We start from the raw sequence: 22,743 nt of genomic DNA on the forward strand, positions 1-22,743 counted from the left end.
GACGCGGAAAGGAAGGATTGGGTTCAGGGCGCGAGCGACGGCCGCTGCCGGCGCTCTCACTCACACCGGCGCGATCAGCGCCAGCTCACGATGCGCGGTTCCGCTTCACCGTCGAAGTGCACCAGCGCCTCGACAACCATCGCGCGCTTTCCCTCGATCTCGATGGTCGGCCGCTCCACGCGCTGCTTGCCACCTTTCGGCTTCGTCGTAGCGCGAGGGGCAGGGGCCTGTGCAGGCGCGGGAGGATCGATCGATATGGCAGGAACCACCGGCGTCTCGTCCAGCGCACGATCGGCCTCCGCATCCCGGATTGTGTCCGTCGTGGGCTCCGGTGCGGGCGTCTCTCCCGGGCTCTGCGTATCGTCATCGCCGCTATCGGAGGTCGCATCGACTTCCGGTGAGGGGGCGGGGTCAGCTTTGGGTGCCGACTTCTTCGCGCCAACCTCGCGCGCGAAACGCTCGCACGCCAACACGGTCATATCCTCGGCCGCGGTGTTCGCAACAAAGGCTCGTGTCGCAGCATCGTCCGTCTTGGCGGCCTGGGTGAGCGCGACAGCGCTCCGCATCGATATGTCGGCGAACAGCAGCGCGATATAGTCCGGCGCCTTAGCGAGACCCTGATACCGGGTGAGCAGCGTGCGGTTACGCCCCGTTGCACGCGCCAGCTCAGCCAGGGAGCGCCCCTTCGCGACCTGCCCCGTGACAAACCGGATCATGTCGGCCGTCGACAGATCCTCGCGCTGATCGTTCTCGATGAACTGATCGATGCGGACCCGTTCGATATCATCGGTCTTGCTGACGATCGCGCGGACCGGCACGCCGAGCTTCTGGCACGCGCGCCAGCGCCGCTCGCCGAACATGATCCGGTAGCGCCCGTCGTCATCCCTCGGAGCGACAGTGATTGGCTGGAGCTGGCCGCGCTCCTTGATCGTCTCGGCCATTTCGTCGATCTTGGCCGGGTCGATCTCGCTGCGGACGTTCTCCGGATCGGGATACAGCAGCTCGGGGTCGATGAGCTGGACGCGATCGGCGTCCGCGACGGCGGCCTTCTCGCTGAAAACGTCGAAACCGGAGAAGTCTGTCATACGTGGCTCCCGATCCGGGTCATCGCTTCCTCAAGGAACGCGCGCATTGCGGGAAGCGAATTGCGCACGTCCTTATCGAAGCGCCACACCGGCACATGCTCTTGGATGGCCTGGCTGTAGTGCGCGCGTTCCGGAAGGACGGCGGTGAACAGATTGCGGCCGATCTTGCTCTTGATCGCGGCGAGCATGTCCATCTGATGCCGATCGTTGGCTCGCACGCGATTGGGGACCAGGCCGACGACGTGGATCGGCGTGCGCCGCTTCCCATTGACCGTCGCGATCGAGTCCGAGACCTGCTTGGTTGCAGCAGGGCCGAACGGCCCCAGCTCGACGGGGACGATCAGGTGGTTGCACACCAACAGCGCGGCGAAATTGATCCATGACCAAGAGGGCGGCGTGTCGATGACGCAATAATCGAAATGCGGATCGAGCGCCGGAAAGTTGACATTGATGTTCGAAAGCGCGCGCGGGTAGTCCGCGTCATACTCGCCGCCCATGCGGTTCGAGTAGATCGCGAGCCGGGGAAAACTGGCGGGCGGGGTGTAGCCCGGCTCAAAGAGCGGCTTGCACGTGCCAAGGCTCTCGAAGTCGGCCAGTGCATCGGTCGCGTTGCACTGGCGATCAAGGTCGAGAAACAGCACGCGATGGCCGGCATCGGCCAGATGCCATGCCACATGGCACGCGATCATCGTCTTGCCGGCGCCGCCCTTCTCGACGTTGATGGCGATGGTCTTCACGCGCTACCAGCCTCGATCGGAGTTGTTGTTCCAGTGGTCGTAACCGCGATAGTTCGAATCCGTTCGCGTGTTGCGACGCGCCTCCTCGTCCGGAGTGTCGCCACTCCAGATGCGCAGGCTCTTGCCGCCACCGCCCCTGAGGACGGTCCAAGCGATCAGGACGAACAATCCGATCGTCAGTAGATTACCCAACATGGCCTTCGCCTCCGTCGCCTTGATGAAAGGCGCAACCTGTAATATACGATACCGCTAATGCCGTCAATATGCGGTATCGGTAATTACTAGGGCATTGGATGACGTCTAGCAATATCCGTTCTGTCGGTCGCCCTCCAATGGGGGATCAGACGCTTGCGCGGTTCCCAAAAGGCACGCTGGGGCGCATCAAATCAGTTCTTCGGGATGGCGAGAGTCAAGCCGACTTCATGCGCGAGGCGGTCGAGCTGGAGCTACGCCGGCGAGAGGGGCCGCCGGTAGGCGGCCCCGACCGCGCCTAGTCGCGATCTTCCGAGCCCTTGGCGAGAACCGCAAAGCCGTCGGCGATCAGTTCCACCGTGTAGCGCTTGCCCTCGGCAGTGTCGTAAGAGTTCTGCCGGACGCGGCCCGTGATATGCACCAAGTCGCCCTTCTGAGCCTTCGCGGCGCGCTCGATCAGCTTGCCGAACAGAGTCACCTCGTTCCAGTGGGTATCCGTCACCCACTCGCCATTGTCCTGGCGGTTGTAGTTGGCGGCGACGTTCACCTTCGTCACCTTGTCATGCTCCGTGATCTTGCCGACGCGGCCGATGATCCGAAATTCAGCGATGTTCTGCATGGTCCTGTCCTTTCGATTGATCAGGCTCATTCCTGATGGGAATTGAAAGGGAGTGCAGTCGCCGCGATCAAGCGAAAAAACGGAGGGTCCGCGCAGCGGAAACCGTAGGCGCAGCCGGTTATTTGCTTGATCGTAGAAGGCGGCCAGCGCCCATTTTCCCATCGATTCAGGAAGAGCCGATCGAAGGGGCAGACGTGAATGTCGCGCGGGGGATCTCGGCGCCGCGGCTCAGTCGTGGCGCGGCAAAGGGATGGTCGACCAGTTCGACATGGCCGCGGGGGAAGGGAAGGGGGAACGCCGATGAAAAGGGCATTCGATCCAGATCGCGCGCTCTTTGGCTTGAAGACCTGGCGCTACGGCCGCGCTCAAGGTGAAAAAAACGGCTCAACCAAGCACGAACGTGGCCATTTGAGCGCTGCAGAAGCCGCATGCTCCCCTCGGGAGCACCGCGACGCGGAGCGGCGCGTCCGACGGTTCGGTTAGGTGCCGTCATAGTGATTTGGCGTATCGGGTTGGGTCAGAGCGTCCTCGCCGTCAGGCGTTAGAGCGTTGGCCGACTAGGCCAACTCCATCTGTCCCTAGTAAATATGAATCTAGGAGCGGTTGACCATTTTTTTGAGACTCTTGGTTCTCGATCGCGATGGCAAGGCTGTCCAACACGCGCCGCAAGCCTTCGTCCTCGATGTCTTCGGCGACCATCTGGCGAGGGGTGCGCCAGAGTCGCATGGTTTCTATCTCTTCGATACGATCCACCTCACGCTGCACCACGTCATCGGGGAGCGGCACGGGCCGAAGAAAGCGCGGAAGGAACCGAGCGAGCCGGTTGGGGAAGCTCATGCGATAGACGTTCGACGTCTGCGCGTTGCGCGCCTTGTGGCGGTCGGCGGGCGGATCGATCGGGACGCATCGCCGCTGCTTCTCGATCAACCCCATCTTGGCGAGGATCGACAGGCCGCGCCCGACACTCGCGCGAGACAGGCCGCTCGCGGCCTCGATCCATTCCCAGGTTGGGAAAACCTTGCCGGCGCAGGTTCGGGCAAGCGTCGTAAGCTGCTCGAACACGCGGATCGCCGCTGGCGTTATCAGCGTGACGAGCCGTTCGTCCTCGGAGAGCTGGCGACCCTCGGCGCGCGCGAGCCGCCGCACAGCGTTCTTGCGCTTCAGCAGCTCCACAGCCTTCTTATAGAGCCGGTCGGTTTCGCCCTTCGCGTAGCTGTAGAAAAAGTCATCCTCGAACGTGCCGGCACGCCGGCTGTTCGGATGCACATGCGCGCGCGTCGGGTTTGGTGCGCCCGATCGTGATCTCGGCCGCGCGCGCTCAATGCGGTCGAGCGCCATGAAGCTCGCCTGCGCGAGTGAAACTGCTCCCATCGTCCGTCCCCTTCATCGGGGCCGGGACCAGGCAAAACTTGGGCGTGGCGCGAAGCGCGCTCCCTTGAACCGAAGCTCAGGAACGGGTATGAGGGGGGTGTCTTATGTCCCGATCGATGCCGCCAAGCATCGCTCATCACATTCCAGGGTGCCCGGCCTCGTGCCGGGCATTCGTTTATGTGGTCACGGCCGCTCCCTAATTCGTCGTCCGCCAATTGCGCACGACATCGGTATTTTTTGCCGGAAGCGACGCGCCAGCGAAACAACTACAATTCGTGCTTTCGCGGACTAATGCAGGAAAAAGTTCGTGCTATCGCGGACCCGGGTGACGCGGGTTCGTGCTTTCGCGGACCTGACTTCGTGTTTTCGGGGACCGGCACTCGTGCTTTCGCGGACCAAACAAGGCCGCGATGCAGAATCGATTCGCAACCCGCGCTTAGGCGGACATCAACGCCGGCTTCGGCGTAATTGTCACAGTCGTCGCGGTGGTATTCCGGCCCTTGCCCGCGACTGTCGCACTGGATGCAGTATCGCCCATAATGATGTGAAAGTCGGGGATGGCATTTGCGTCGGTAATGCCCTTCATTACGTGCCGGAAGTGCTTCAAGGAATTTTGGTAGCCGAGTTGGAGCCGCAAATCGTCTAGCCCGACTTGGACTGCACCACCCTTGCAGGTCGAAAGCGCGACCTCATAAAGCCGGCGCTCGACAGGGCCGAGCTGGAAATAGGAGGGCGAATATTCCAGCACGCGACGATCGCGCAGGATCGCACGGTAAAGCCAGTCGCACAGGCGAACCTTGACGCCCTTCAATCGCTTATCGCCGTTTTTGCTCTTGGTGTAGTGGAGCTGCGCTTCCGACAACCAAGAGAAGAAGCCAGCCTGGCCCTCGCCACCCGCTTCGATGTTGGTCTTGATCTGCGTGCCCTGGAGTCGTTCCAGCGCATCGGACAGTCGCGAGTAGGAGCGCGCCGAGCCATTGACGCCGGTCACGCGGAAAAGATCGTGAGCGGTAAAATAGAAATCTTGGGCAACAGCCTCGCCGGCATCAAGTTTGGAGACCAGCAAGCTCGCTATATAGAGCAATACTTCCTTGTCGTAGATAGTAGCGACCCCGCGAGGGCCGGGACCGATCTCGATCGACACCGCGTCGGTCTTGTAGATCAGCGAACGCTTCCACGCCGTCTTGGACAAAGCGAAAAACGGATACGCCATCAACGACTGCTCGCCGCGGACCTCGGTCAGCAATGGGCTGTCGAGAATGAACAAGTCGCCTTGGCTCAGGTCACGCTCGGTCATGCCGCAATTTCCCGGGTCCGCGAAAGCACGAACGGCGAGGAAGGATGGTCCGCGAAAGCACGAAACGGACCGTCGTCGCCACGGAAGGCAGAGGGCAGAGCCAGCGATCGGTGCCAATCTTCGTGCTTTCGCGGACCGACGTGGTGACAGGCGGCGTCGGCAGTAACTCGTCTCGCAAACGATCGATTTTGAAGCGGCACCATATGAGAATGTGTAGCAGCCGCGCAGCGCGTATCAAAACACTTTCTCGATTGTGTGCTGTCGTGATAGGCGCGAAGGATGAGTTTTGAGAACGATTCATGCTGATCGGCTATGCGCGCGTCTCGACGCCCGAACAGGATCTGACGCCCCAGCTCGACGCGCTGCGCGAAGCTGGGTGCGAGCGGACCTTCACCGACAAAGCGAGCGGCGCCAAGGCGGACCGCGCTGGTCTAGCCGAAGCTCTGTCGCACGCACGTGCCGGAGACGTGCTGGTGGTGTGGAAGCTCGATCGTCTCGGCCGAACGATGAAGGGGCTGATCGATCTGGCCGCGAACCTTGCTGATCGCGGCATCGGCTTCCGTTCGCTCACGGACGGCATCGACACTGGCGGCACCGCCGGCAAGCTCGTCTTTCACATCATGGCTGCGATGGCCGAAATGGAACGCGACCTCATCCGCGAGCGCACGACGGCTGCCTTGATCGTGGCGCGGCGCGAGGGAAGGGTAGGCGGCCGAAAGACGGTGATGACGCCCAAGCGGCTAGAGGCAGCTCGCAAGCTCTTGGCTTCGGGGATGACGGTGCGCGAGATCGCGCCGACGATCGGTGTATCGGTGCCGACGCTCTACCGCCATTTCCCGGCGCCGGTGCAGGAGGCCATCAGCGCGGAAGGGGAAGGCCCTGGCGCGTGAACGTCTGGCTCTTCACCGGCGCAGACGGATTATCCGCTCTGACGATTGACGGGGAGGGGGCGAACCTCCCCGCCGAGCTGGGGCCGTGGACCAAGGTTCGGGCGATCGAATTGCACAATGACGGCCCCGACGAACAAGAGGCCATCGCCCTGATCGGCGAACATGGATTCTGCTGTTTCAACTAGCAATTGATCTGATCTCGCATCGATGCGCCGAACGGTGCATATGCCATGTTCCCTTTCCGTTCCATCACGCGTTACAATGGCCGTGAAGGGAATCACCATGCTGCCACTAATGCAGCCGGTGCCGATCGCCGAGGTGCCGAAGGGGATTCTTCTAGGCCCAGTCGGCCCGAAGCTGCGATTTTGGCCATGTTGAAGAACAAAGATTGAACATGGCGATCTACCAGGCTCGCTCTTGTCCTCCAATCTCGTAAACATCGGTCTCGATCGAGCACCTGTAGCTCTCTGCGATGTTGAACATCTCTGTCTGGAGAGATGCGATCTCATCATCGAGGCTGACGCCATCGGCACCCTGATCATAGGCGACGGTCAGCGTGTAATCGCAGTTCCCGGTCTTTTGCATCTGGTAATCCCGCTCCAGCATCGCCTCAATGCGCTCGCGAGCGGGCTTTCTGCCACGACCATGCTTGTTGAAGTTCTCGATGGTCAGATGCAGGGCGATGGTGACAGAAGGCGGCTTTTCCGGCAGCCCGATCCTTGAAGGAATGACGTCAAGCGCCCGATAGACGGTCATTCTTGAGATCTTGAGGTCGCGCGCGACGCTGGCCTTGCTCGCGCCGGCGGTGATCCGGCGTCGGATTTCATCGTCATCGATGTTTTTCTTCCGGCCTTTGTAGACGCCTTCGGCGCGCGCCGCCTCGATCCCGGCGCGCTGCCGGTCCTTGATGAACGTCAGTTCCATGTCCGCGACCATGCCCAGAATGGTGATCACCATCCGCCCCATGCTTCCGGCCGTCGTCACCTCCGGCTCAAGCACCCGCAATGAGGCTCCCTTCTGGTCGAGTTCATGAACCAGATTGAGAACATCGCGTGTGGAGCGACCGAGCCGATCGAGACGCAGGACGACGAGTTCGTCATCGGCGCGCAGGAACTGCATGATCGTCTCAAGCTCCGTGCGTCCAGTGCGCGATGCGCCCGAGCCTGTTTCGGAGCGGAGGATTTCACAGCCCGCTGCCTTCAACCGGGCAACCTGGATGTCGAGATCCTGGTCGATGGTGCTGACGCGGGCGTAGCCGACGCGGGTCATGGGCAAATCCGTCACATTAGGGTGGCTTTGCCCTCGTACAGTAACATTGGTGACGGAACCACCCTTTTGTGACATGTCGTATATGTCACTTCCGATCGTCACGTTCGGGTGCACCCAAATGGTGCGAGCGGAAAGGCCCCGGTCAGGCAGCAAGCCGCCCAAAATCGATCCGGCTATTCAGATCGAGGTCGAAGCGGCCATAAGGATTGACGTGGCTGTAAATCAGCGGTGTGAGGCCGCGATAATCATCCGGCGTCATCCGGCCCGTCCATTTCGGTTCCACCAGCACGCTCTGAAGCATTCGGGTGTTCACATAGACAAGCGACGCTTGCAGCAAATGTAGCGCCAGGACCGAGAGCTGCTGCTCATCGATGCGGTTAGTGGCGATCTCGCCGCCCTTGCCGAAGAAAACGAACCCATTGGCACTGTTCCAGTTTTCAACGACATTCAGGCCTTCATGAATTTCGCGGCGGAAGGACTCCTCGCGCAGATACCGGCACAGGAAGATCGTCTTGACCGCGCGGCCCAGCTCACTCAACGCCTTGTAGGTCGGGTGCATCACCTCGGAGCGGCTAAACCGGCGCAGGATCGCCTCCGGGTCGGCGGTTTTTGTCTGCATCGCGGCTGCATATTTGACCATCTCGTCATATTGCTGCTCGATCTCATCCCAGTTGATCGGACTGGAGAGGATCGGCTGCAAGTGGGGAAGCCGCGTTCGCATGCCGACATCGGGAAGAGCCAGCTTCTGGCGAGCGATCGCTTTCAGGCGGGGTGCAAGCTCAAATCCGAGAAGCCGGCAAAATGCAAAGCCAACCGCGCTTTGGCCATGACTATCAACATATTGTCGCTGGATTTCCATGTCGGTGCAATGGCGCAGCACGCCCTCGATCATGGAGGCGACCTCGGAGGAAGAGCAGCTGTCAACGGCGGAGCAAAAGTCGGCCATTCGGCGGCGTAAAACCAGGCCACGGTGTTACATGCCGGGGGGAGTGGCGTGAGGGCGTAGCCCGAAGGCCACTCCCCCCGGCATTGGCTTGATTTTCAGGGTCTGGTTTTGGCCTTTCGGGCCCGGCTGTGAGCGAGGCGATAGCTTTCGCCGTTCATCTCGAGGATGCTGACGTGATGGGTCAGACGATCGAGGAGCGCGCCTGTGAGGCGCTCGGATCCGAAGGTTTCAGTCCATTCGTCGAAGGGCAGGTTGCTGGTGATCAAGGTGGAGCCGCGCTCATAGCGCTGGGAGATCAGCTCGAACAACAGTTCGGCACCGGTCTTGGAGAGCGGTACGAAGCCCAGTTCGTCAATGATGAGCAGCTTGTATCCGGCCATCTGCTTCTGGAAGCGCAGGAGACGCCGCTCGTCGCGCGCCTCCATCATCTCGCTGACCAGCGCCGCCGCAGTGGTGAAGCCCACCGACAGTCCTTTCTGGCATGCTGCCAGCCCGAGCCCCAAAGCTACGTGCGTCTTGCCGGTGCCCGATGGCCCCAGAGCGATGGCGTTCTCACGCCGCTCGATCCACTCGCAGCGCGCCATCTCGAGCACCTGCATCTTGTTGAGCCTGGGGATAGCGGCGAAGTCGAAGCTGTCGAGGCTTTTGACGGCGGGGAAGCGCGCGGCCTTGATGCGCCGCTCGACCATACGACGCTCCCTGTCGATCATCTCCATCTCGACGAGACGGGCGAGGAAGCGGATATGATCGACGCCTTCAGCGGCACATTGCCGGGCGAGCTTGTGATGCTCTCGCAGGCACGTAGGCAGCTTGAGTGCCTTGAGATGGTGAGCGAGAAGAATCTCCGGTGCCTGATCGCTCATGCGGCCTCCTGCCTGTCGGACAGCAGGCTCATATAGGCTCTGGCAAAGGTCTTCTCGACCGTCGTGCGTGGCAGGAAGGGATAGACGTCCAGGTCCAGCCTGGGCGGCACGCGTTCGACCCGGCACAGGACCAGGTGCCTGACGGCATCGAAGCCGATGGCGCCAAGGTCGATGGCCTGTTCCACCGCCGCCTGGAGATCGGCGATGGTGAACGTTTCCAGCAGGCGCAGCACCTGTACATATTCGCGCCTGCCATGTTTGTGCATGCGCCCTTCCATCAACCGCTGGAGCGTCCCGAACGCTTCGGGCAGGTCCCAGCCCTGCAAAGGGGCCGCCTGGTCGAATGCGTTGATCTTCTGCTCAATCAGCGGGAGATAATGGAGCGGGTCGAAGATAACCTCCTCGCGGGCATGGCAACGCGGGTGACGGGCGATGACCTCGCTGCGGCATCCGATCACCACCGCATCGACATAGGCCCTGATCCAGACTTCCTGATGGCCCCAGGCCACCGGAACCGAATAATCGTTGGTCCTGTAGCGCACCAGGGATTGCGAGGAGACCCGCCCCCCGGTCTGATCGCAGGCCTCGAAGGGTGTAGCGGGCAGAGGCTGCATCGCCGCCAAATCGCGCTGCAAGCGCTCACCGATCGTCTCGCTCTCCCCGCGCACCTTGTCCTGCTGGCGCCTGCGGCATTGCTCCTCCAGCCACAGGTTGAACGCCTCCCAGGTCGGGAACTTCGGGATCGGCACCATGAAATTGCGGCGGCAGTAACCAACCAGCCCTTCCACATTGCCTTTCTCGTTCCCCTTGCCCGGGCGGGCATAGCGGTCGCGGATCACGTAATGCGACAGGAAAGCGCTGAACAGCGTGGCACGCTTGCGCGTGCCGTCTGGCAGGATCTTCGCCACCAGGCAGCGATCGTTGTCATAGACGATCGAGCGCGGCACCGCGCCGAAGAACGCGAAGGCATGGACATGTCCGTCCACCCAGGCCTCCGCCACCGCCGCCGGATAGGCTCGCACATAGCAGGCATCACTGTGCGGCAGATCGAGCGCGAAGAAGTAAGCCTTTTGCTCCACCCCGCCGATCTCCACCAGCGCTTCCCCGAAATCGGCCTGCGCATCTCCCGCCGGGTGCGCCAGCGGCACGAACATCTCCCGGCTGCGTTGCTCGCGCTCCCGGATGTAATCCTTGATGATCGTATAGCCGCCGGTAAAACCATGTTCGGTGCGCAAACGGTCGAATACCCGCTTCGCCGTATGGCGCTGCTTGCGCGGGACACCGCGATCCCCCTCAAGCCATCCATCGATGATCCCCACAAACCCGTCCAGCTTCGGGCGCTGCGGTGCAGACTGACGCCGGTAACCCGGCGGCGATGAAAACGACAGCATCTTGCGCACCGTATCGCGCGACACATTGAAACGCTTCGCCGCCGCCCGTTGGCTCATGCCATCCGCGCAAGCCAAACGGACCTGAAGATAAAGTTCCACGCTGTAGATCCCCACACCTCCCTGACTTGGCAGAAAGGCTTCAAGGTGGACGACTTTTACGCCGCCCGCAGCAGGACTATCCCGCCGCTAGCGTGGCCGAATATTGCTCCGCCGTTCTCAGGAAAGCCTGCCTGGAAGCGATAACACAGAGCACGACCGGAATAATCGCGGAAATTTCCAAGATTGCCTCAGACGATAGCCGTTCGGTTCATGACCGACTTTGCGACGCGATTACGCGCATAATCTATTTTTATTCGGACCATCCCTATGTGAGGGATTTTGTCGTTCGGCACGCAGCGGATAGGTCTGAGCGGTCGACATTGGTTACGGAACAACTGATCCATCCTGCCTATGAAAGTTGTCGGACGCTTTACGAGGCCGGAATCGCTCAGGGCATAATCAGGGCCAGTCACCCTGCGCTCTTTTTCGCGTTGCTGAGCGCCGCTGCCAATCAACCCGCCAGCTTTCCTACTGTCCTGCGATCGCTTGCTCCCGAGATCCCTGAGGACGCCGCCCGAATTCTCATCGCAGAGACCATCGTCGAGACTTTGCTCCACGGCGAGCCATGCGCTCCGCCGCGGTGAACCTCAAAGGGGAGGTACTTAACCTTTCTGCAGGCTGCCGAGCGCCTGCGCAAAGAAACACAGCAGAGGGACTCGCCTGCTCGCAGGCATTGCCGCTCTGCCGCCGCAGGAGATTGAGCATGTCGATCGATGAACACCAAACCGACCCCCTCGACGGCCTCGCCGAGACGCTCGATCACGCAGCGGCTGCCATGGTGGCTCAGGCAACGCATGGCCTGTCTCCCGCAACGCTTGTTCAGGCATGGTCGGACTGGGCGCTCCATCTCGCCATCTCTCCGGGCAGGCAGTTGCAACTGGCTACCAAGCTGGGTCGCAAATATATGCGACTGGCTGATTATGCAGCCCGGCGCGCCGGCGATCCCGACACCCTTCCCGCAATCGAGCCGCTGCCCCAGGACCGCCGCTTCGACGACCCTGCCTGGCGGGAACAGCCCTATGATCTTCTCGTGCAGGCATTTCTGCTGACCCAGCAATGGTGGCACGCCGCCACGACGGGCATAAAGGGCGTGGACCGTCATCATGAAGACATGGTTGCGTTCGCGGCCCGCCAAATCCTCGACATCGTCGCGCCGACGAACATTATCGCGGCGAATCCCGTGCTCCAGAAGCGGATCGTCGAAACAGGCGGGCGCTGCCTCATCGACGGCATCGAGCATCTTTTCGAGGACATGAGCCGCCTTGCACGAGGGGAATCACCGGCGGGAGTTGAGGCGTTCCCGGTTGGCGAGACTGTTGCCGCGACGCCAGGAAAGGTCGTCTATCGCAACGAACTGATCGAACTGATCCAGTATGAACCGACGAGCGGGATGGTCCATCCGGAGCCGGTGCTGATCGTGCCCGCCTGGATCATGAAATATTATATTCTCGATCTTTCGCCGGACAATTCGCTGGTCCGCTGGCTGGTGGGCCAGGGTTACACGGTCTTCGCCATCTCCTGGCACAATCCGGGCAGCGCCGACCGCAACCTCGACATGGACGCCTATCGACGGCTGGGCGCGATGGCAGCGATCGATGCCATCCACGCGATCTGCGGCGACGCGCATATCCACGCGCTGGGTTATTGTCTCGGGGGCACATTGCTGTCCATCGCCGCAGCCGCAATGGCGCGCGATGGCGACGACAGGCTGGCGAGCGTCACCCTGCTCGCGGCCCAGACCGAGTTCAGCGAACCCGGAGAACTTGGCCTTTTCATCGATGAGTCCCAGCTCAATCTGCTCGAGAACATGATGTGGAGCCGGGGCTATCTCGACAGCAGCCAGATGGGCGGTGCGTTCGAGATTCTGCGTTCGAACGATCTCGTCTGGTCGCGGATCCTCACCGAATATCTGATGGGCGAGCGTGCGCCCATGAACGATCTCATGGCGTGGAACGCCGACGGCACGCGCATGCCTTATGCCATGCACAGCCAGTATCTGCGCCGTCTGTTTCTCGATGATGATCTGGCCGAAGGCAAATACAAGGTCGACGGCCGGGCTATTTCCCTGTCGGCGCTGCGCAAACCGATGTTCATCGTAGGAACCGAACGCGACCATGTCGCGCCGTGGAAGTCGGTCCACAAGATCCACATGCTCTCCCCGGCCTCCATCCGCTTCGTGCTGACAAGCGGCGGTCACAATGCCGGCATTGTATCGGAGCCGGGCCACAGGGGGCGTCGCTACAGCGTGCTCGATCGTGTGGAAGACGGCCCCGTGCTCGACGCGGAGGAATGGCTTACGCGCGCCGAGCCGCATGAGGGAAGCTGGTGGACCGCCTGGGGCGAATGGCTGGTCGACCATTCGAGCGAGCCCGTCCCGCCTCCCCCGATGGGATCGCCCGACAAGGGATATCCCGCGCTCTATCCGGCACCTGGCCACTATGTGAAGGAGCGTTGAGCGATGGCCGGTCCAGCGATGATCGAAAACCGCACCTTCGATGAAATCGAAGTTGGCGACACCGCATCGGTCACACGAACGCTCGAGCCGGAAGACATTCAGCTTTTCGCCCTGGTGTCTGGCGACGTCAATCCGGCTCACCTCGACGCGCAATATGCCGCGACCGACATGTTCCGCCACGTCATTGCCCACGGCATGTGGGGCGGCGGCCTCATCTCCGCCGTCCTCGGAACGCAACTACCCGGTCCTGGCACCATCTATCTGGACCAGTCGTTGCGCTTCCGCCGCCCCGTCGCACCGGGCGACACGATCACCGCCTCGGTCACCGTCGTCGAGAAGCGTGCGGAGAAGAAAATCCTGATCCTCGACTGCCGCTGCGCCAACCAGCATGGCGAGGATGTCATCACTGGCCAGGCCCAGGTGATCGCGCCCGGCGAAAAGGTGCTGCGCCCGCGCGCGGAGCTGCCGGACGTTCGCCTCAACGATCATGACAAATATCGCCGGCTGATGGAGCTTGCCGGTGGTAGCGATCCGGTCCCGACGGCGATCGTGCATCCTTGCAGCGAAGCCGCCATCACTGCGGCGCTCGATGCGGCGCAAGCCGGATTGATCGCCCCGATCCTCATCGGGCCCGATGCGAAGATCAAGGCCGCAGCCACTGCGGCCTCGCGCGCGATCGACGGTTTCCGGATCGTGCCGGTGGCGCACAGTCATGCCGCAGCGGCCAAGGCGGTGGAACTGGTGCGCACGGGCGAAGCGCAGCTCGTCATGAAGGGATCACTGCACACGGATGAACTGATGGGCGCGGTAGTCTCTTCCGCTACAGGCCTTCGCACCGAACGACGGATCAGCCATGCCTATGTCATGGACGTGCCTGGCCGGCCGACACCGCTCATCATTACCGATGCCGCTATCAACATCGCCCCCTCCCTCGAGGAAAAGGCCGACATCATCCGCAACGCCATCGATCTCGCGCATGTGATCGGCATGGAGGCGCCCAAAGTCGCGATCCTCGCTGCGGTCGAAACCGTCAACCCGGCAATGCCTTCGACGCTGGATGCGGCGGCGCTCTGCAAGATGGCGGATCGCGGGCAGATCAGCGGCGGCATTCTCGATGGACCCCTCGCCTTCGACAATGCGGTCAGCGAGGCCGCGGCCAGGGAAAAGGGTATCGTTTCCGAAGTTGCGGGCCATGCGGAAATTCTGGTCGTGCCCAACCTCGAAGCCGGGAACATGCTGGCCAAGCAGCTCACATTCCTGGGCGGCGCCGACGCGGCCGGTATCGTGCTTGGCGCGCGCGTGCCGATCATCCTGACGAGCCGTGCCGACAGCCTGCGCACGCGTCTCGCGTCCTGCGCAGTGGCGGTGCTGATGGCGCGCGCCGTGACGCCGGCAGCCCCTGGATTGCCCGGGGGCAAGAGTGCATGAAGGCGGTCGTCAGCCTCAATTCCGGCTCGTCGAGCATCAAATTCTCTCTCTTCGCCATGGAGCCGGGAGGCAGCCTCCAACTCGCGGCCGGCGGAAAGATCGAGAAAATCGGGATAGTGCCAGCGCTGAAGGCCCGAAGGACGGACGGTACGATCCTGCTCGATCGCACCTGGCCGGATGGCGCAGGCCTTACCCACGCCGACTTGCTGGCCGATCTTTTTTCCTGGGCGATGCAGCATCCACTTGAAGGCTATGAGATCGCCGCCATCGGACACCGCATCGTCCATGGCGGCACAGAATTTTCCGTCCCGCGGCGCATCGATTCTGAATTGATCGACAAGCTGGAAGCACTTTGTCCGCTGGCGCCCCTGCATCAGCCCCATAACCTGGCTGCCGTCCGGGCGATCACCAAGCTTGATCCCGACCTGCCTCAGGTCGCCTGCTTCGACACCGCTTTCCATCATGACAAGCCAGCCCTTGCCTCTCGTTTCGCAATCCCCCGTGCGCTTCACGACCAGGGCATCCGTCGCTACGGTTTTCACGGCCTTTCCTATGAATATATCGCCCGGCGCCTCGCCGCGATCGACCCGGCGCTGGCCTCGGGCAAGGTCATCGCCGCACATCTGGGCAATGGCGCGAGCCTTTGCGCCATGGCGGCGGGGCAAAGCGTCGACACGACCATGGGGTTCACCGCGCTCGACGGTTTGATGATGGGCTCCCGCTCGGGCAGTCTCGACCCCGGTGTCGTGTTGCATCTCATGACGCAGATGGGCATGGGCGCCAAGACGATAGAGGATATGCTTTACAGGCAATCGGGCCTTCTGGGCGTGTCGGGCATTTCCAGCGACATGCGCACGCTTGCCGCGAGCGACGCACCCGAAGCGAAAGAAGCGATTGATCTCTTCGCCTGGCGGGTAGCCCGTGACACCGGCGCCCTTGCCGCTTCGCTGGAGGGTGTGGACGGGATCATCTTTACTGCTGGCATCGGCGAAAATGACGCGGGCATGCGCAGTCTTATTGGTCGCCGGCTCCAATGGCTGGGCCTTGAGATCGATGATCGCGCCAATGCTGCAGGTGAGACGCTGATCAGCGCCCCCGAGAGCCGGATCAAGGCCCTCGTCATCCCCACCGACGAGGAACGCATGATCGCAATTCACACGCTCAGCCTGCTGCAGGAGACCGCCCAATGACACCGCTTGTAGATCTGACCGGCAAGCGCGGCCTCGTCATCGGGATCGCATACGAACATAGCATCGCGACAGGATGCGCGGAGGCATTTGCCCGGTGCGGCGCCCGGCTTGCCGCCACCTATCTCAACGAAAAGGCAAAGGACTGGGTCCAGCCTGTCGTCGACCAGCTCGGCGTCGAATGGACTGCGCCGTGCGATGTACGCATCCCCGGCGAACTCGAGGCGCTTTTCGGCCAGGTGCAAGAACGCTGGGGTGGCCTCGATTTCCTGCTGCACTCGATCGCCTTCGCGCCGAAGGAGGATCTCCACGGTCGGGTGGTCGACAGCAGTGCGCAAGGCTTCTCGACGGCGATGGACGTGTCCTGCCACAGTTTCCTTCGCATGGCGAAGCTCGCCGAACCGCTGATGGCAACGGGCGGATGCCTGCTTTGCGTGACCTTCTATGGTTCGGAGCGGGTGGTCGAACACTATAACCTGATGGGTCCCGTCAAGGCGGCCCTGGAAAGCGCAACGCGCTATGTCGCCGCGGAACTGGGCGCCAAAGCCATTCGGGCACACGCTATTTCACCAGGGCCGATTGCCACCCGCGCCGCAAGCGGAATCGACCGGTTCGACGAGTTGCTCGATCGGGCTGCCGCGCAGGTTCCCGCAGGAAAATTGGTTGACGTAAGCGACGTCGGCGCGCTGGCCGCCTTCCTCGTCAGCGATGCCGCGAAGCGGATCACCGGCACGATCATTCCGGTCGATAACGGGCAGCATCTTTTCGCGTGATCGTTCGGGCTGCCCCTCTTGCCCTCGCAGCCAGCGCCGTACTGGCGTCGCAGGCGCACGCGCAAGCTGCTCTGGAGTATGTCGTCCAGCGCGCAGGCAACCGCGATCAGAGCGGACATATCCTTGTCGATGTGCGCGTTCTCAATGCCGGGGCGGCCGCGCAGGAGGTTCGCCTTCCCGACGAGGTTGCGGCCGATCTGGTCAGCAACGGCACGTATCGAAAGGTCTGGCTGCAACGAGGCGAAAAACAGGCTGCGGTTCTGACGATCCGGGCCAATGGCTTTGCGGCGGCGCGCTACCGGATCGACTTTCAGGACGTCATGGACGGCGCGGCCTTGTCCATTCCCTCCTGGTCAACGCAGCAAATCCTCCTGACGATCGGCGTCGATCCTGAGGCCGACCGCTCTGCCCCGGTCGCCCTGACTGCCGCGCCCTCGCTCACGCCTCCGACCTCTCCGCAGATATCGCCAGACTCCGTCACACCATCGCCGACAGACCGAACCCGGGGCAATGCTTTCATCCCCAATCTCTCGGTCTACGAACCGATCTATGCGGTCTATGGCCCCGGCACCAACACCGACGCACGCATCCAGATCAGTTTCAAATATCAGCTGTTCGGAAGTCGAGCGCGGATGGACCGCTCTCCCTCGCTGATCGACGGCCTCTATTTCGCCTATACCCAGCGCATGTTCTGGGACGTGGCGGCGAAATCCTCGCCCTTCCGCAATATCGATTATCAACCCGAGCTCTTCTATCTCTCGCCTGCCCTGCCCGTGTCAGATAAGGCCACGATCAGCGGCCAGATCGGCCTTCGCCATGAGTCCAATGGACGCGATGGCGCAGCCTCGCGCAGCCTCAACATGCTCTATCTGGCCCCGATGGCCGGCTTCTCGCTCGGCGAGGACCGAAGGCTGACGATCGCGCCGCGGCTGTGGCTCTATCTCGGAAACCTTTCGGACAATCCTGACATTCGCCGATATCGCGGCAATAGCGGGCTTTTCATTGAGGCCAGCGAGGATGATGGGCTGCGCGTCTCGGCTTCTACCCGTCTCAACCTGGGTAGCGGCAAGGGAGCTCTGACCGCCGAGCTCTCCTACCCGTTCCGGCGTATCCTGGGCGGAGGCCCGGACTTCTATCTCTTCGGCCAGGGCTTCACCGGCTATGGCGAAAATCTGCTCGACTATAACAAGCACGTGACGCGCCTGCGGATCGGCGTGGCGCTCGTGCGATGAACGCTCAAGGAGGTATAGCGTGAAGCTGCGGGGCCCTATCGTCATTCCCATTCTGGCCGTCGTCCTCATCGCCCTGGCTTTCGGGCTGTGGTGGATGTTTGGACGCACCGACAAGCTCCCCGATACCATCGTGCGCGGCAACGGCCGTCTCGAGATGACGCGCACCGATATTGCCGCCAAATATCCTGGCCGCCTGATGTCGCTTGACGTCCATGAAGGTGATCTCGTCGGGGCGGGTCAGGTCATCGCCCGGCAGGATGATGTAGACCTCAAAACCCAACTCGCCGGAGCGCTTGCCAAGCGCGAACAGGCAGTATCCGCCCTCATGCGCGCGCAAGGGGAGCTCGCCGCGCGGGACAGTCAGGCTCAGCTCGCCCGCATCGACTGGGTCGAGACCGGCAAGCTGCGGGAGCGTGACATGGTCTCGAACGTCGAGCTGGAGCAGCGTCGCCTGGCCTTGGTTGCTGCGCAAGGTGGCGCCCAGGCGGCGGGCGGCGGTGTCGGCGAGGCACGCTCGGCCATTGCCCAGGCCGACGCCCTGATCGCGCAAACCAGAGCCGGCCTTGCCGACCTGCGGATCATCGCACCGACGCCCGGGCGCGTCGAATATCGGATCGTCGAGCCTGGAACCATGTTGCCACCGGGCGGCAAGATCGTGTCGCTGGTCAATGCCGAGGATGCCTGGCTCACCATCTTCCTGCCCGCTTCGGTCGCCGGCAAGATCAGGATCGGCGACGAGGCACGCATTCTTCCGCAGGGTTTTGGCGACGCCATTCCCGCGCGCGTCAGCTTCGTGGCGCCCGATGCGCAGTTCACGCCAAAATTCGTCGAGACGGCCAGCGAACGCGAGAACCTGTCCTACCGGGTGAAGCTGCAGATCGCGCCTGATCTCGCCCGTGGCCTGGACGGAAGGCTGAAAGCCGGCATGACGGCGGACGGGTTCGTGCGCACCGATACGCGCCAGCCCTGGCCCGACCTCACCAAGATCGACAAATGATCCCGCCCGCTCAGATCCTCCCCGAAGAGGCGATACGGATCGAAAGCCTTTCGCATCGATATGGCGGTATCATCGCCCTGAACGAGGTTTCGCTCTCCCTGCCCAAGGGGAAGACCACCGCGCTGGTCGGGCCCGATGGCGTAGGCAAGTCGACGCTGCTCGGCCTCATATCCGGCGTGAAAAAGCTGCAAACGGGACGTCTTTCGGTTCTCGGCTTCGATCTCACCGAGCGTCGCAAGCGGGAGGAGTTCCTTTCCCGCGTCGCCTATATGCCCCAGGGGCTTGGTCGCAATCTCTACCCGACGCTTTCCGTCCGCGAGAATATCGACTTCTTTGGTCGCCTCTTCGGACTGTCTGCAGTCGAGCGGGAAGCGCATATGCGGCGCTTGCTGGACGCGACGGGGCTTGCACCCTTTCCGGACCGGCCCGCCGGCAAACTTTCGGGCGGCATGAAGCAGAAGCTGGGCCTGTGTTGCTCGCTGGTGCACGATCCGGATCTGCTCATCCTCGACGAACCCACCACGGGGGTAGACCCTCTTTCACGACGGCAGTTCTGGGAACTGGTGGATGCGATGTGCGCGGAGCGGCCGGACATGACCGTGCTGGTCTCCACGGCTTACATGGAAGAGGCAGAGCGCTTTGGCCACCTCGTGGCGATGGACGATGGCAAGGTGATCGCGCAAGGGGATACGCGCGAGATCATGCGTGACGCGGGCGCGGATACGCTCGAAGCCGCCTATGTTCGCCTGCTTCCGCAAGACAAGCGGCCATCGGGCGACGCGCTGGTCGTGCCGGCCTGGCAGGACAAGGGCGAAGCGCCGGCAATCGAGGCGCATGATCTGACGCGGCGCTTTGGTGATTTCGTAGCGGTCGATCATGTGAGCTTTCGCATCGGACGCGGCGAGATATTCGGTTTTCTGGGCTCGAACGGCTGCGGCAAGACCACGACCATGAAGATGCTGACCGGCCTGCTCGATGCGACGGACGGAACGGCCAGCCTTTTCGGGCGGCCGATCGCCCCCGGAGACATGGAGACGCGCATGCGCGTGGGCTATATGTCGCAGGCCTTCTCGCTCTATGAAGAGCTTTCGGTTCGCCAGAACCTGGTCCTTCATGCGCGGCTCTATCGCGTGCCACGCCAGCAGGCAGGCGAACTGGTTTCGGCCGCGCTTGCCCAGTTCGAGCTCGAAGCCCATGCCGATGCCGTTCCCGCCGCTCTGCCGCTCGGCATACGGCAACGCCTGCAACTCGCCGCCGCCTGCCTCCATCGACCCGAGATCCTGATCCTGGACGAGCCCACGTCCGGCGTCGATCCGGCGGCGCGCGACATGTTCTGGCGCCATCTGATCCGCCTCTCGCGCGATGAAGGGGTAACGATCTTCGTCTCCACCCACTTCATGAACGAGGCGGAACGGTGCGACCGCATATCGCTGATGCATCGCGGGCGGGTTCTGGCGGTCGGCGCGCCGACGGAACTCACACAGCGATATGATGCGCAGCGGCTCGAGGATGCTTTTATCGCTGTCCTCGAGAAGGATAATGACGAAGCGCCGACTGCTTCCGCCCATCTGCCGGTCGATGCTTCGGTCGCTTCGTCCACTCCTGCCGCCGGTGCGCGATCGACGGCTCCCGGCCGGCCGCGATTACCAACCGCTGCCGGCAGCTGGCCGGGCTTCGCCTGGGCCTTTGCCCGGCGCGAAGCGACCGAACTCATGCGCGATCGCATCCGGCTCGCCTTCGCGCTGATCGGCCCGATCATCCTGCTGTGCATTGCAGCCTACAGCATTTCCTTCGACGTCCAGAATATCCGCCTTGCCGTTCTCGATCATGACCGCAGTGCCGCCAGCCGTGACCTGCAACTTTATTTTGAAGGGTCACGCTATTTCCGGGTTGAGCCCGAACTTGCGAGCGACGCGGCCGCCGATCAGGCGCTGCGCGAGGCATCGACCAAGATGGTGCTGGACATACCCCCCGGCTTCGGACGCGATCTGACCGCAGGGCGGCGGCCCGCGGTCGACGTGCGGATCGACGGCGCGAGTCCTTTCCCCGCGTCGAACGCCCGCGCTTATGCCGAGGCTGTTCTCCTTCGCTACGCAATGGACCAGTTGCGGTCCGCGCAGCCCTTCGCTGTGCCTGATCTCTCGTCCACAATCGAACCGCGCTTCATCTACAATCAGGAGTTTCGCAGCATCTACGCCATGGCGCCGGGCGTCCTGATGCTCTGCATGATCCTCATTCCCGCGATGCTGACGGCCCTTGGGGTCGTGCGCGAAAAGGAAATCGGCTCGATCACCAATCTCTACGCTTCGCCGGCGAGCCTGGGCGCATTCCTGGTCGGCAAGCAGATGCCCTATGCCCTTCTTGCGATGACCAGTTTCGTGACGCTGATCCTGGTGACTGTCTTCATTTTGGGAGTACCGCTCAAGGGGTCCTTGCCGGCCCTTCTGATCGGCGGGTTCCTCTTCATTCTGTCTGTCACCGGGCTGGGGCTGATGATCTCGGCCTTTGTGCGCTCGCAGGTCGCCGCCATCTTCGCGACATCCCTCATCTGTCTTATTCCGTCGGTGAACTTCTCCGGGCTCCTTTACCCCGTTTCCACCCTGACAGGCCCGAGCCATATCATCGGGCTGACCTTCCCCTCCTCCTGGTTCCAGATCGTCAGTCTCGGCACATTCACCAAGGGTCTGGGCATGGCCAGTTTCGGCCAGGCCTATCTGGCCCTGATGGCGCTCGCATTCCTCTTCGTGGGCGGCGCACGCCTGATGCTGGGAAAGCAGGAGAAATGACGCGCTGGATTCTCAACGTTGCGCTTCTGAGCGGCAAGGAACTGCGCAGTGTCATGAAGGATGTGACGCTGATGGCGCTTATCCTCTTCGCTTTCACCGTGGCGATCCAGCTTGTTGCGAACGGGGTACGCGCAGAGGTCATGAACGCTTCGGTCGCGATCATGGACGAGGATCATTCCGAACTGTCGCGCCGGCTGCGCGATGCCATCCAGCAGCCCTATTTCAAACCACCCGAGGACATCGAGCGATCCGCGATCGGCCCTGCGATGAACAGCGGAAAATATATCTTCGTCATCGAAATCCCGCCCCGCTTCGAAGCCGATACGCTCGCGGGCCGGTCGCCTTCCGTCCAGATTCTCGTCGACGCGACCGCCATGACGCAGGCAGGTCTGGGCGCTGCCTATTTCCAGCAGATATTCGCGCAGGAAACGCTCGACTTCCTCCATGCCCGGGGCCTCCTGGAGGCGCTGCCGGTCCAGGTCGAAAGCCGGATGCATTTCAATCCCAACGCCCAGTCGGCCTGGTATACCTCGGTCATGCAGATCGTCACCAACGTGACGGTGCTCTCGATCATCCTCGTCGGCGCGGCGGTGATCCGTGAGCGTGAGCATGGCACGATCGAGCATCTGCTGGTGATGCCCGTGCGCGCCAGCGAGATCGCCTTCGCCAAGATCCTTGCCAACGGCCTCGTCATCCTGCTGGCCTCGATCGCGTCCCTCTGGTTCGTCGTTCATGGCGTTCTGGGCGTGCCGCTGACCGGATCTCTCCTGCTCTTCACTGCCGCGATGTTTCTCTACCTCTTCTCGGTCACCTCGCTCGGCATGTGGATGGCAACGCTCGCGCCATCCATGCCGCAGTTCGGGCTCTTCGCAGTGCCCGTCTACGCCATCGCTTATCTGCTCTCGGGAGCGGCAACGCCGCTCGAGAGCATGCCCTCGGCGATCCGGACGATTGCGCTATGTCTGCCGACCACCCAGTTCGTCAGCCTCTCCCAGGCGATCCTCTATCGCGGCGCGGGCGTGCGAACGATCCTGCCGGAACTCGCGATCATCTGCGGCTCGGGCGTGTTCTTCGTGGCGATGGCCGTCAGCCGCTTCCGTTCGATGCTCTCAAGGCAGGGCTAAAG

Annotated in this window: 22 protein-coding genes; 12 read left to right on the forward strand and 10 right to left on the reverse strand. The window is 62.4% G+C overall.

Features of this window, described 5'->3' with window-relative positions; genetic code table 11:
• Positions 1–74 precede the first annotated feature (74 nt).
• Genes BES08_RS30840 through BES08_RS30850 form a run of 3 tightly spaced genes read right to left on the reverse strand, consistent with a single transcriptional unit; the run spans position 75 to position 2,017 of the window.
• A complete protein-coding gene (locus tag BES08_RS30840; protein WP_069710372.1) occupies positions 75–1,085 on the reverse strand; it encodes a ParB/RepB/Spo0J family partition protein in 1,011 nt (336 codons plus the stop codon).
• Positions 1,082–1,822, reverse strand: a complete 741-nt coding sequence (locus BES08_RS30845; RefSeq protein WP_069710373.1) for a ParA family protein — start codon at positions 1,820–1,822, stop codon at positions 1,082–1,084. The genes BES08_RS30840 and BES08_RS30845 overlap by 4 nt, the downstream gene beginning before the upstream one ends.
• Before the next feature lie 3 nt (positions 1,823–1,825).
• Positions 1,826–2,017 carry a hypothetical protein gene (locus BES08_RS30850; protein WP_069710374.1) on the reverse strand — a complete coding sequence of 64 codons (192 nt, stop codon included), beginning with the start codon at positions 2,015–2,017 and terminating at the stop codon, positions 1,826–1,828.
• A 137-nt stretch (positions 2,018–2,154) separates the two neighbouring features.
• Between BES08_RS30850 and BES08_RS34845 the strand changes: the two genes are divergently transcribed.
• On the forward strand, positions 2,155–2,316 hold the full coding sequence (locus BES08_RS34845; RefSeq protein ID WP_375713745.1) for a YlcI/YnfO family protein: 162 nt from the start codon (positions 2,155–2,157) through the stop codon (positions 2,314–2,316).
• Here BES08_RS34845 and BES08_RS30855 read toward each other — a convergent pair.
• From BES08_RS30855 to BES08_RS30865, 3 genes are all read right to left on the reverse strand, one after another.
• Positions 2,313–2,633: a single-stranded DNA-binding protein gene (locus BES08_RS30855; protein ID WP_069710406.1), complete on the reverse strand. Its 321-nt coding sequence runs from the start codon at positions 2,631–2,633 to the stop codon at positions 2,313–2,315. The two genes, BES08_RS34845 and BES08_RS30855, sit on opposite strands and share 4 nt — an antisense overlap.
• Positions 2,634–3,167: 534 nt before the next feature.
• On the reverse strand, positions 3,168–3,971 hold the full coding sequence (locus BES08_RS30860; RefSeq protein ID WP_231958543.1) for an RNA replicase: 804 nt from the start codon (positions 3,969–3,971) through the stop codon (positions 3,168–3,170).
• A 469-nt stretch (positions 3,972–4,440) separates the two neighbouring features.
• Positions 4,441–5,301, reverse strand: a complete 861-nt coding sequence (locus tag BES08_RS30865) for a replication initiator protein A (RefSeq protein ID WP_069710376.1) — start codon at positions 5,299–5,301, stop codon at positions 4,441–4,443.
• A 299-nt stretch (positions 5,302–5,600) separates the two neighbouring features.
• On the opposite strand from BES08_RS30865, the gene BES08_RS30870 reads away from it, so the two are divergent.
• A complete protein-coding gene (locus BES08_RS30870) occupies positions 5,601–6,191 on the forward strand; it encodes a recombinase family protein (RefSeq protein WP_069710377.1) in 591 nt (196 codons plus the stop codon).
• Positions 6,188–6,376: a hypothetical protein gene (locus BES08_RS30875; protein WP_069710378.1), complete on the forward strand. Its 189-nt coding sequence runs from the start codon at positions 6,188–6,190 to the stop codon at positions 6,374–6,376. The genes BES08_RS30870 and BES08_RS30875 overlap by 4 nt, the downstream gene beginning before the upstream one ends.
• A gap of 217 nt (positions 6,377–6,593) precedes the next feature.
• Here the strand turns inward: BES08_RS30875 and BES08_RS30880 are convergent, their stop codons facing one another.
• The 4 genes from BES08_RS30880 to istA all read right to left on the reverse strand — a co-directional run bounded on the left by BES08_RS30880 (position 6,594) and on the right by istA (position 10,759).
• Positions 6,594–7,460 (reverse strand): recombinase family protein, encoded by an 867-nt coding sequence (locus BES08_RS30880; protein WP_006961816.1) that lies wholly within the window; start codon positions 7,458–7,460, stop codon positions 6,594–6,596.
• A 142-nt stretch (positions 7,461–7,602) separates the two neighbouring features.
• Positions 7,603–8,424: a Tn3 family transposase gene (locus BES08_RS30885; protein ID WP_268957482.1), complete on the reverse strand. Its 822-nt coding sequence runs from the start codon at positions 8,422–8,424 to the stop codon at positions 7,603–7,605.
• A 77-nt stretch (positions 8,425–8,501) separates the two neighbouring features.
• A complete protein-coding gene (gene istB, locus BES08_RS30890; protein WP_036531279.1) occupies positions 8,502–9,269 on the reverse strand; it encodes an IS21-like element ISSsp5 family helper ATPase IstB in 768 nt (255 codons plus the stop codon).
• Positions 9,266–10,759, reverse strand: coding sequence for an IS21 family transposase (gene istA, locus BES08_RS30895; protein ID WP_081799279.1), 1,494 nt, complete (start codon positions 10,757–10,759; stop codon positions 9,266–9,268). The genes istB and istA overlap by 4 nt, the downstream gene beginning before the upstream one ends.
• A 92-nt stretch (positions 10,760–10,851) precedes the next feature.
• Between istA and BES08_RS34585 the strand changes: the two genes are divergently transcribed.
• The 9 genes from BES08_RS34585 (at position 10,852) to BES08_RS30940 (ending at position 22,741) form a co-directional block, all read left to right on the forward strand.
• Positions 10,852–11,343 carry a TetR/AcrR family transcriptional regulator gene (locus tag BES08_RS34585; RefSeq protein WP_268957480.1) on the forward strand — a complete coding sequence of 164 codons (492 nt, stop codon included), beginning with the start codon at positions 10,852–10,854 and terminating at the stop codon, positions 11,341–11,343.
• Positions 11,344–11,462: 119 nt separating this feature from the next.
• Complete coding sequence (locus BES08_RS30905) at positions 11,463–13,214, forward strand: PHA/PHB synthase family protein (RefSeq protein ID WP_004207062.1); 1,752 nt, start codon at positions 11,463–11,465, stop codon at positions 13,212–13,214.
• Positions 13,215–13,217: 3 nt separating this feature from the next.
• Positions 13,218–14,642 carry a bifunctional enoyl-CoA hydratase/phosphate acetyltransferase gene (locus BES08_RS30910; RefSeq protein ID WP_004207061.1) on the forward strand — a complete coding sequence of 475 codons (1,425 nt, stop codon included), beginning with the start codon at positions 13,218–13,220 and terminating at the stop codon, positions 14,640–14,642.
• Positions 14,639–15,832 carry an acetate/propionate family kinase gene (locus tag BES08_RS30915; RefSeq protein ID WP_004207060.1) on the forward strand — a complete coding sequence of 398 codons (1,194 nt, stop codon included), beginning with the start codon at positions 14,639–14,641 and terminating at the stop codon, positions 15,830–15,832. The genes BES08_RS30910 and BES08_RS30915 overlap by 4 nt, the downstream gene beginning before the upstream one ends.
• Entirely contained in the window at positions 15,829–16,602 is a 774-nt protein-coding gene (gene fabI / locus BES08_RS30920) for an enoyl-ACP reductase FabI (RefSeq protein WP_017503207.1), read from the forward strand. Before BES08_RS30915 ends, fabI begins: the two co-directional genes overlap by 4 nt.
• Before the next feature lie 131 nt (positions 16,603–16,733).
• Complete coding sequence (locus BES08_RS30925; protein ID WP_231958544.1) at positions 16,734–17,834, forward strand: phospholipase A; 1,101 nt, start codon at positions 16,734–16,736, stop codon at positions 17,832–17,834.
• 19 nt (positions 17,835–17,853) lie between these two features.
• Positions 17,854–18,831 carry an HlyD family secretion protein gene (locus tag BES08_RS30930; RefSeq protein ID WP_017503206.1) on the forward strand — a complete coding sequence of 326 codons (978 nt, stop codon included), beginning with the start codon at positions 17,854–17,856 and terminating at the stop codon, positions 18,829–18,831.
• Entirely contained in the window at positions 18,828–21,617 is a 2,790-nt protein-coding gene (gene rbbA / locus BES08_RS30935) for a ribosome-associated ATPase/putative transporter RbbA (protein WP_017503205.1), read from the forward strand. Before BES08_RS30930 ends, rbbA begins: the two co-directional genes overlap by 4 nt.
• On the forward strand, positions 21,614–22,741 hold the full coding sequence (locus BES08_RS30940; protein ID WP_017503204.1) for an ABC transporter permease: 1,128 nt from the start codon (positions 21,614–21,616) through the stop codon (positions 22,739–22,741). Before rbbA ends, BES08_RS30940 begins: the two co-directional genes overlap by 4 nt.
• The last annotated feature ends 2 nt before the right edge of the window (positions 22,742–22,743 follow it).

It is taken from the genome of Novosphingobium resinovorum (assembly GCF_001742225.1).
Lineage (GTDB): Bacteria > Pseudomonadota > Alphaproteobacteria > Sphingomonadales > Sphingomonadaceae > Novosphingobium > Novosphingobium resinovorum_A.